The organism is Pandoraea sp. ISTKB (assembly GCF_001721285.1).
GTDB classification, from domain to species: domain Bacteria; phylum Pseudomonadota; class Gammaproteobacteria; order Burkholderiales; family Burkholderiaceae; genus Pandoraea; species Pandoraea capi.
Genome location: NZ_MAOS01000077.1, coordinates 1 through 9,959, shown reverse-complemented (window position 1 = coordinate 9,959; position 9,959 = coordinate 1). Strand labels below are relative to the sequence as shown.

At 64.5% G+C, this 9,959-nt stretch carries 7 protein-coding genes; 6 read left to right on the top strand and 1 reads right to left on the bottom strand.

All coding sequences use genetic code 11. The features are described from left to right. The first annotated feature begins 143 nt into the window (after window positions 1-143). Window positions 144-947, top strand: coding sequence for a MetQ/NlpA family ABC transporter substrate-binding protein (locus A9762_RS24995; protein WP_083254280.1), 804 nt, complete (start codon window positions 144-146; stop codon window positions 945-947). A 192-nt stretch (window positions 948-1,139) separates the two neighbouring features. Then, window positions 1,140-1,301: a hypothetical protein gene (locus A9762_RS29015; protein ID WP_170836322.1), complete on the top strand. Its 162-nt coding sequence runs from the start codon at window positions 1,140-1,142 to the stop codon at window positions 1,299-1,301. A 42-nt stretch (window positions 1,302-1,343) separates the two neighbouring features. On the opposite strand, the gene prpR is transcribed toward A9762_RS29015, so the two are convergent. After that, on the bottom strand, window positions 1,344-3,440 hold the full coding sequence (gene prpR, locus A9762_RS24990) for a propionate catabolism operon regulatory protein PrpR (RefSeq protein WP_371443336.1): 2,097 nt from the start codon (window positions 3,438-3,440) through the stop codon (window positions 1,344-1,346). Between the two features lie 317 nt (window positions 3,441-3,757). On the opposite strand from prpR, the gene prpB reads away from it, so the two are divergent. From prpB to prpF, 4 genes are all read left to right on the top strand, one after another. Then, a complete protein-coding gene (gene prpB / locus A9762_RS24985; RefSeq protein ID WP_039397405.1) occupies window positions 3,758-4,648 on the top strand; it encodes a methylisocitrate lyase in 891 nt (296 codons plus the stop codon). Window positions 4,649-4,675: 27 nt separating this feature from the next. Continuing rightward, complete coding sequence (gene prpC, locus A9762_RS24980; RefSeq protein WP_069344685.1) at window positions 4,676-5,827, top strand: 2-methylcitrate synthase; 1,152 nt, start codon at window positions 4,676-4,678, stop codon at window positions 5,825-5,827. A 123-nt stretch (window positions 5,828-5,950) separates the two neighbouring features. After that, window positions 5,951-8,548 (top strand): Fe/S-dependent 2-methylisocitrate dehydratase AcnD, encoded by a 2,598-nt coding sequence (acnD, locus tag A9762_RS24975; RefSeq protein WP_069344684.1) that lies wholly within the window; start codon window positions 5,951-5,953, stop codon window positions 8,546-8,548. An 11-nt stretch (window positions 8,549-8,559) separates the two neighbouring features. Beyond that, window positions 8,560-9,756, top strand: coding sequence for a 2-methylaconitate cis-trans isomerase PrpF (gene prpF / locus A9762_RS24970; protein WP_069344683.1), 1,197 nt, complete (start codon window positions 8,560-8,562; stop codon window positions 9,754-9,756). The last annotated feature ends 203 nt before the right edge of the window (window positions 9,757-9,959 follow it).

Sequence of the window (9,959 nt, the reverse complement as noted above, 5' to 3'; positions counted from 1 at the left end):
GCATTTGTGGCAGCATCCGGTTTCCGGGTCGCGCGAAAGGACTGTCCGCCGCGCGCGACCGTAGCGGGCCCATCAGGTCCGCCGTGACTCGCAAAGATGCCCAACAGGCGTCGGTTCCTATAAGCAAAAAGGAGAAATCGCACATGCTGTCCCGTCAACTGATCAACGCGTTCCTCGGCGCAACGTTCGCGCTCGCATCCCTCGGCGCTTCGGCCCAGACGGCCGACAAGCCCCTGAAAGTCGGCACGATGGCCGGCTCGGACGCCCAGATCTTCGAAGTCGTGAAGAAGGTTGCCGAAAAGCGCGGCCTGTTCATCAAGATCGTCGAGTTCAGTGACTATGCACAGCCGAACGCCGCGCTCGACGCCGGCGATCTGGACGCCAACGGCTTCCAGCACAAGCCGTTCCTCGACAGCCAGGTCAAGGATCGTGGCTACAAAATCACGACGGCCGGCCTGACCTACGTCTCGCCGCTGGGCTTCTATTCGAAGAAGTACAAGTCGCTGAAGGATCTGCCCAACGGTGCGCAAGTCGGCATCCAGAACGATCCGTCGAACGGCAATCGTGCGCTGCTCCTGCTGCAAAAGGAAGGGTTGATCAAGTTGCGCGCCGGTCTGGAAGGCAAGAACGCCACGCCGCTGGACATCGCCGAGAACCCGAAGAAGCTGAAGATTCGCGAACTGGAAGCGGCACAACTCCCGCGCGCCTTGCCGGATCTGGATGCCGCGTCGATCAACACGAACTTCGCCGCGCAGGCCGGTCTGGTGCCCAAGCGTGACGCCATCGCCATCGAAGACCTGAAGGGCCCGTACGCCAACCTGATCGCCGTGCGCACGCAAGACCTGAACAAACCGTGGGTCAAGCAACTGGTCGAGGCCTATCACTCGGACGAAGTGAAGCAATTCATCGACAGCCAGTTCAAGGGCGCGCTGATTGCAACGTGGTAAGCGTGAGCGAATGAATCGGTGCGCAACACGCGCGTCGAACGCCGCAAACGAGCAACCGGGGTTTCGACCCCGGTTTTTTTATGCCCGTGTGCCGCGCGGACGTTGCGTGTCTCGCGTCATCGCACTTTGCGGCGCTGGCACGAAAGCGTTTGACTAGAATGAAAGTGTGATTCCTATCGACGGGAGGCCGCCATGTCCATGATCAACATTTCGATGATGCTGGTGGCGCTGCTCGTCGGCTTCGCCATCGGCATGCTCGTGGATCACTTCTGGGTGACGCATCACGACGAGCCGTCCGAGCACAAGCGTCTGGACTGGCACGAGATGTGGGAGCGCATCCGTCATCAGCACTGAGCGGCGTCCGTCGTCTCAAGGCCGGGGGCATGCCTGCGGCTGTCATGCGTCGTTGCGAAGTTTGCGCCAGAGCGTCGAGCGGCTGATGCCGAGCGCTTCGCACGCGGCATTGCGGTCGCCGCCGCACGCGGCGAGCGTCGAGTGGATGCGCGCAAGCTCCTCGGCGGCGCGGCGCTCGCGTCCGGTCATCGAGGCGGGGGTGTGAGCGGCGTGCGTGTCCTGCCCGGTGAGCGCTGCGACCTGCCGTTCGGCTTTCGTTCCTGAAACATCGGGGGACGGTCCCGTTGTGCGTGCACCAAGCTCCGGCGCGATTTCCATCAGACGCGTCCGGCTGATCTCCCGCGCGTCGACCACGTCGGCGCAAACCACGGCGATTCGTTCCAGCAGGTTTTCCAGTTCTCGCACGTTCCCCGGCCAGCGATAGGTCGCGAGCAGCGGCAGCAAAGAGGCCTGTAACGCGTCGACACTCATGCGCGCGCCGGCGCGGGCGAGGGCGCGCTCCAGAAAGAGCGGCGTGAGACGGGGCAGGTCGTCCATACGTTCGCGCAGCGGCGGCAACACCATGCGCAGAATGTTCAGTCGGTAATAGAGGTCTTCGCGGAACTCACCGGCAGCGACTTGCTGGCGCAGATCGCGGTGTGTCGCGGCAATCACGCGTACGTCGCACGGGATCGGCTCGTTGGCGCCCAGACGAAGCACTTCGCGCTCCTGCAAGACACGGAGCAGACGCGTTTGCAGCGGCATCGGCATCTCACCGATCTCGTCGAGAAAGAGGGTGCCGTTGTGCGCGGTCTCGAACAGGCCCGCCTTGCCGCCGCGCCGTGCGCCGGTGAACGCGCCGTCCTCGTAACCGAACAGTTCGCTCTCCAGCAACGTTTCGGGAAACGCCGCGCAGTTGATGGCAACGAACGGATAGTCGCGCCGACGGCTCGCGTTGTGGATGCCTTGTGCCAGCAGTTCCTTGCCCGTGCCGCTCTCGCCGTGCACGAGCACGGTGGAGTCGGTCTGCGCATATCGGCGCGCCAGCGCGCGGGCCTGTGTCATGGCGGCGGAGTCGCCGATCAGATCCTCGAGACGGTAGCGTGCCACGAGGTGTCGCGGGCGATGACGCGAACGCAGCGACCGGTCCACCCGGGCAAACGACTGCGAATCCTGGCAGGTAAGCAGCGCCCCCGTGAGCGTGCCCTGATCGAGCAGCGGAATGCGGTTGACGACCCACGTCTTGCCCGCCATCGACACGATGGCTTCGAGTTCTGCGCTCGCACTGTCCAGCGTGCGGGCGATGTCGAGCGCGGGAGCGATGGCGTCGAGCGGGCGCCCGACCGCATCGGCCACCGTCACGCGGAGCATGCCGGCCATCGACGCGTTGATCGCTTCGATGCGTCCGTTCAGGTCGACGGCGGCTACGCCCTCGTGCAAGTGTCGCAGCACCGTGTCGAGACGCTCGCGCCGTTGCGCTTCGATGCGCCCGAGGCGCGCGACTTCCAGCGCCGTATCGAACGCGGCGCGCACCGAATCCTGCGAGTAGAGAAAGATGCCGGTCAGCCCGGCGCGCTCGGTCAGTTGCGTGACCAGCCCCGGGCCGACGATGACCTGCATGCCCTCGTCGCGCAGGCGGTGCACGAGGTCTTCGGCATTCTGTGCATCGACGTAGGTGTGCTGGGCGATGTCGATATGAAAGGCGCTCTTGAAGCGCTCGAACTCGGCGACCGGACGCGCGTAGGACACCAGCGCGATGCGCGCGTCGGGCGACGTCGACGGCAATGCGCGTCGCGCGCGGGCCAGCGCATGCATGACGTCCGAGCCGGTGACCTTCACGAGCACGACGGGCAGTGCCAGGCGCTCGCGCAGGAAGTCACCATTCGATCCGGCCGCGACGATGCCGTCGACGCTCCCGGCGGGCAGCCGCTCCAGTGCTTCGATGACCTCCTCGTAACCCTTGTCGACGATATGCACTTCGGCTTGCGAGGCATAGTCCGGCACGATGTCGCGATACAACTCGCCGAGCTTGCTGATGCCGACCGCCCAGATCACCGGCTTTCGCATGGCGGGCATCGATCCCGCGCGTGCCGCGCTCAGGGCGCCCGACGCGCCGACCGGCAGACGGGAAGGCAGGTCCGGAGGGATCGAATTCGGCATGGCGGAATGTGGGGTGTCGGAGAGTGATGGCGTCACATCGTAGCATGTTGCGACGGTGCGTTTCATTTTTCGTTTCAAAATGAAACGTTCTGAGACGGAAGATCCGCCAATCGCGGCATATTTACCTTGACGTAAACGTCACACCGGCGAAGAATTTCCGTCGACAAATGAAGGCGTTACACCTGCGGAGCCATCGCATGTTCACAGCCGTGGTGCAGGCTGGCACGTCCGTTGCTATGACGTAACCGCTACTCAACCCACGTGCGATGCTGCGGTGTCTGACCGTGCATCGTGCAAGACACGACCGAGGGACTCAAGTGACGCAAACCATTCGTTCGGCCGGCGCCGCCTTCCGCGAGGCCGTCAAGACCGAGCAACCGTTGCAGGTTGTCGGCGCGATCAACGCCAACCACGCCTTGCTCGCCAAGGCGGCCGGTTTCAAGGCGATCTATCTCTCGGGCGGCGGGGTCGCCGCCGGCTCGCTCGGCCTGCCCGATCTGGGCATCTCGACGCTCGACGACGTGCTCACCGACGTGCGCCGTATTACCGATGTGTGCGACCTGCCGCTGCTGGTCGATGTCGACACCGGTTTCGGCCCATCGGCCTTCAATATCGCGCGCACGGTGCAATCGCTGATCAAGTTCGGCGCGGGCGCGATGCACATCGAAGATCAGGTCGGCGCGAAGCGCTGCGGCCATCGCCCGGGCAAGGCCATCGTGACGCAGCAGGAGATGGTCGACCGCATCAAGGCGGCCGTGGACGCGCGTACCGACGAGAATTTTGTGATCATGGCGCGCACCGACGCGCTGGCCGTCGAAGGGCTGCAAGCCGCGATCGACCGTGCCTGCGCATGCGTCGAAGCGGGCGCCGACATGATCTTCCCCGAAGCGATGACCGAACTGCCGATGTATCGCCAGTTCTCCGACGCCGTGAAGGTCCCCGTGCTCGCCAACATCACCGAGTTCGGCTCGACGCCGCTTTTCACCGTGGAAGAGCTCAAGAGCGCGCAGGTCGGTCTGGTGCTGTATCCGCTCTCGGCGTTCCGTGCGATGAACAAGGCGGCGGAAAACGTCTATCACACCATTCGTCGCGACGGCACGCAAAAGGCCGTGCTCGACACGATGCAAACCCGTGCCGAACTCTATGAGAGCATCGGCTATCACGCCTACGAACAGAAGCTCGACGCGCTGTTCGCCCAACAGAAATAACGAATCCCTGATCCTGGAGGAATGAGCATGAGCGAGACGACTGCCACCGGCTTCAAGCCGAAGAAATCCGTCGCCCTGTCGGGTGTGACCGCAGGCAATACCGCGCTGTGTACCGTGGGCCGTTCGGGCAACGATCTGCACTATCGCGGCTACGACATCCTGGATCTGGCGCAGACCTCGGAATTCGAAGAGATCGCCTATCTGCTGGTCTACGGCAAGCTGCCGACGGTGGCCGAGCTGCGTGGCTACAAGGCCAAGCTCAAGTCGCTGCGCGGTCTGCCCGCCGCCGTCAAGGACGCCCTCGAAGCCGTGCCCGCCGCCGCTCACCCGATGGACGTGATGCGCACGGGCGTGTCGGTGCTCGGCACCGTGCTGCCGGAGAAGGACGATCACAACATTCCCGGTGCGCGCGATATCGCCGATCGTCTGATGGCGAGCCTCGGCTCGATGCTGCTGTACTGGTATCACTACAGCCAGAACGGCGTGCGTATCGATGTGGAGACGGACGACGACAGCATCGGCGGCCACTTCCTGCATCTGCTGCACGGCGAGAAGCCGTCGGATCTGTGGGTGCGTGCGATGCACACCTCGTTGATCCTGTACGCAGAACACGAATTCAACGCGTCGACGTTTACCGCGCGCGTGATCGCCGGTACGGGCTCGGACATCCATTCGGCCGTCACCGGCGCTATCGGTGCGCTGCGCGGCCCGAAGCACGGCGGCGCGAACGAAGTCGCCTTCGAAGTGCAGAAGCGCTACAACTCGCCGGACGAAGCCGAAGCCGACATCCGTCAGCGCGTCGAGAACAAGGAAGTGATCATCGGCTTCGGCCACCCGGTCTACACCGTGAGCGATCCGCGTAACAAGGTCATCAAGGAAGTCGCCCACGAGTTGTCGAAGGAACAGCAGAACACCGCGATGTACGACATTGCCGAGCGTCTCGAATCGGTGATGTGGGACGTCAAGAAGATGTTCCCGAACCTCGACTGGTTCAGCGCCGTGAGCTATCACATGATGGGCGTGCCGACCGCAATGTTCACGCCGCTGTTCGTGATCGCGCGTACTTCCGGCTGGAGCGCGCACATCATCGAGCAACGGATCGACAACAAGATCATTCGTCCGAGCGCCAATTACACGGGACCGGAAGACCAGACGTTCGTGCCGATCGAGAAGCGCTGAGCGCTGACGCTCGGCCCTCGGCACCGATGGGCTCCCCGTGGGCCGATCGGCGCTGAGGCGTCTCGATCCAGCTCCTGCCGTTCCTACTGTCCCCCATACGCGCCAAATCCATAACACCGCGACATGAACACCGCCTACCGTAAATCCCTGCCCGGGACGTCGCTCGACTATTTCGACGCCCGCGCAGCTGTCGAGGCCATTGCGCCCGGCGCGTACGACACCCTGCCGTACACGTCGCGCGTGCTGGCCGAAAACCTCGTGCGCCGCTGCGAACCGGCGGCGCTCACCGACTCGCTCCGACAACTGATCGAGCGACGCCGCGACCTCGATTTCCCGTGGTTCCCCGCCCGTGTCGTGTGTCACGACATTCTGGGGCAGACCGCACTCGTGGACCTCGCCGGGCTGCGCGACGCCATTGCGGCGCAAGGCGGCGACCCCGCACTGGTCAATCCGGTGGTGCCGACGCAACTCGTGGTCGACCACTCGCTGGCAGTCGAATGCGGCGGTTTCGATCCGGACGCGTTCGCGAAGAATCGCGCGATCGAAGATCGTCGTAACGAAGACCGCTTCGACTTCATCAACTGGACGAAGAAGGCGTTTCGCAACGTCGACGTGATTCCGCCGGGCAACGGCATCCTCCACCAGATCAACCTTGAGCGCATGAGCCCGGTGATTCAGGTGGCGGATGGTGTGGCGTATCCCGACACGCTCGTGGGCACCGATTCGCATACGCCGATGGTCGATGCGCTGGGCGTGATCGCCATCGGCGTGGGTGGGCTGGAAGCGGAGAGCGTGATGCTGGGCCGCGCGTCGTGGATGCGTCTGCCGGATATCGTCGGTGTCGAACTGACGGGCAAGCCGCAGCCGGGCATTACCGCGACCGACATCGTGCTGGCGCTCACCGAGTTCCTGCGCAAGGAAAAGGTCGTGTCCGCCTATCTGGAGTTCTACGGCGAAGGCGCGTCGAATCTCACGCTGGGCGACCGCGCGACGATCTCGAACATGGCGCCCGAGTTCGGCGCGACGGCGGCTATGTTCTATATCGACGCGCAAACCATCAAATACCTGAAACTCACCGGTCGCGACGACGCGCTCGTCGCGCTGGTCGAGACCTATGCGAAGCAGACCGGCCTGTGGGCCGACAGCCTGACGAACGCCCGGTACGAACGCGTGCTCACGTTCGATCTGTCGAGCGTGGTGCGCAACATCGCGGGGCCGTCGAATCCGCACAAGCGCGTGCCGACGAGCGAACTCGCGGCACGCGGCATCAGCGGCAAGGTCGAGAACGAGCCGGGGCTGATGCCTGACGGTGCGGTCATCATTGCCGCCATCACGAGCTGCACGAACACCAACAACCCGCGCAACATGATTGCGGCGGGGCTCTTCGCGCGCAATGCGAATCGCGCCGGCCTCGTGCGCAAGCCGTGGGTCAAGAGTTCGCTCGCCCCTGGCTCGAAGGCCGTCACGCTGTATCTGGAAGCCGCGGGTCTGCTGCCGGAGCTGGAGGCGCTCGGTTTCGGTGTGGTCGCGTATGCCTGCACGTCGTGCAACGGCATGTCGGGCGCGCTCGATCCGGTGATTCAGCAGGAAATCGTCGAGCGCGATCTGTATGCCACCGCCGTGCTCTCGGGCAACCGCAATTTCGACGGCCGTATCCACCCGTATGCGAAGCAGGCGTTCCTTGCCTCGCCGCCGCTCGTCGTGGCTTACGCCATTGCCGGTACGATCCGTTTCGATATCGAGAAGGATGTGCTGGGTGTCGACGCCGACGGCAAGCCGGTGAAGCTCGCCGATCTGTGGCCGAGCGACGAAGAGATCGATGCGATCATCGCGAACAGCGTGAAGCCGGAGCAGTTCCGTCGCGTGTACGAGCCGATGTTTGCGGCGTCCGTGGCGCAGGGCGAATCGGCCGAGCCGCTGTACGACTGGCGCGAGATGAGCACGTACATCCGCCGTCCGCCTTACTGGGAAGGCGCACTCGCCGGGGAGCGCACGCTGCGCGGCATGCGCGCGCTGGCCGTGCTGGGCGACAACATCACGACCGATCACCTCTCGCCGTCGAACGCCATCATGGCCGACAGCGCCGCAGGCGAGTATCTGGCGAAGATGGGCCTGCCGGAAGAAGACTTCAACTCGTACGCCACGCACCGCGGCGATCACCTCACGGCGCAACGCGCCACGTTCGCGAACCCGACGCTCAAGAACGAGATGGTGCTGGTCGACGGTCAGGTGAAGGCCGGCTCGCTCGCGCGCATCGAACCGGAAGGCAAGGTCACGCGCATGTGGGAAGCGATCGAGACGTACATGGCGCGCAAGCAGCCGCTCATCGTGATTGCCGGGGCCGACTACGGTCAGGGGTCGTCGCGTGACTGGGCGGCCAAGGGCGTGCGTCTGGCCGGTACCGAAGCCATCGTTGCCGAAGGCTTCGAGCGTATCCACCGGACCAATCTGGTCGGCATGGGCGTGTTGCCGCTCGAATTCAAGCCGGGCACGAACCGCAAGACGCTGGGCATTGACGGCAGCGAGACGTTCGATGTCGTTGGCGAGCGCACGCCGCGCGCCGATCTGACGCTGGTGATCCATCGCAAGAACGGCGAGCGTATCGACGTGCCGGTCACCTGCCGTCTCGATACGGCCGAAGAGGTGTCGATTTACGAGGCGGGCGGGGTGCTTCAGCGCTTCGCGCAAGACTTTCTGGAATCGTCGCAGGCCGCGGCCTGAGGGGAGACGTGATGGCACATCAGCCACAAATCCGCATTCCCGCCACGTATATGCGTGGCGGCACGAGCAAGGGCGTGTTCTTCCGCTTGCAGGACCTGCCCGCTGCCGCGCAGACGCCGGGCGCCGCGCGCGACGCGTTGCTCATGCGTGTGATCGGCAGCCCCGATCCGTACGGCAAGCAGATCGACGGCATGGGCGGGGCCACGTCGAGCACCAGCAAGACGGTCATCATCGCGAAGAGCGAGCGGCCGGACCACGATGTGGACTATCTGTTCGGGCAGGTCTCGATCGATCAGAAGTTCGTCGACTGGAGCGGCAACTGCGGCAATCTGTCGGCGGCCGTCGGCCCGTTCGCGATCGGCGGCGGACTGGTGGATCCGGCGCGGGTGCCGCGCGATGGCGTGGCTGTCGTGCGCATCTGGCAGGCCAACATCGGCAAGACCATCGTGGCGCATGTGCCGATGACGAACGGTGCCGTGCAGGAGACGGGCGACTTCGAACTCGACGGCGTGACGTTCCCGGCCGCCGAAGTGCAACTCGAATTCCTCGATCCGGCCGCCGAGGAAGAGGGTGACGGCGGGGGCGGTGCGATGTTCCCGACCGGCCATCTGATCGACGACCTCGAAGTCCCCGGCGTGGGCACGTTCAAGGCGACGCTCATCAATGCGGGTATTCCGACGATCTTCCTGAACGCCGAGGACATCGGCTACAAGGGCACCGAGTTGCAGGACGCCATCAACAGCGATCCGAAAGCGCTCGCCATGTTCGAGACGATTCGCGCTCACGGCGCCATTCGCATGGGGCTGATCAAGGACGTGTCGGAAGCGGCAACGCGCCAGCACACGCCGAAGGTCGCGTTCGTGGCGAAGCCTGCGGGCTATACGGCGTCCAGCGGCAAGGTCGTGAATGCCGGCGACGTGGACCTGCTGGTTCGTGCGCTGTCGATGGGCAAGCTCCATCATGCGATGATGGGCACGGCGGCGGTGTGTATCGGCGCGGCGGCGTCCATTCCGGGCACGCTCGTGAATCTGGCTGCCGGGGGTGGCGCACGCAACGCCGTGCGCTTCGGCCACCCGTCGGGCACGTTGCGCGTGGGTGCCGAGGCCAACGAGGCGGGCGGCGAGTGGACGGTCACGAAGGCCATCATGAGCCGCAGCGCACGTGTGCTGATGGAAGGCTGGGTCCGCATTCCGGGAGACGCGTTCTGACGAGGCGCTGATCCCCGTCACAGGAGGTAGTCGATGTCTGCAAATGAATCGAGCGTTCCGAAACATTCACCCATTTCGAACGTGCGCCCCTCGCCCGACAAGGTGCTGACCGACATTGTCGACTACGTCCTGACCTACGAGATCCGCAGCGATCTTGCCTTCGACACCGCGCGTTACTGCCTGATCGACACGCTCGGGTGCGA

Coding starts and splice junctions, on each gene's coding strand:
- A9762_RS24995 (WP_083254280.1), top strand. CDS start 144: ATGCTGTCCCGTCAACTGATCAACGCGTTCCTCGGCGCAACGTTCGCG.
- A9762_RS29015 (WP_170836322.1), top strand. CDS start 1,140: ATGTCCATGATCAACATTTCGATGATGCTGGTGGCGCTGCTCGTCGGC.
- prpR (WP_371443336.1), bottom strand. CDS start 3,440: ATGCCGAATTCGATCCCTCCGGACCTGCCTTCCCGTCTGCCGGTCGGC.
- prpC (WP_069344685.1), top strand. CDS start 4,676: ATGAGCGAGACGACTGCCACCGGCTTCAAGCCGAAGAAATCCGTCGCC.
- acnD (WP_069344684.1), top strand. CDS start 5,951: ATGAACACCGCCTACCGTAAATCCCTGCCCGGGACGTCGCTCGACTAT.
- prpF (WP_069344683.1), top strand. CDS start 8,560: ATGGCACATCAGCCACAAATCCGCATTCCCGCCACGTATATGCGTGGC.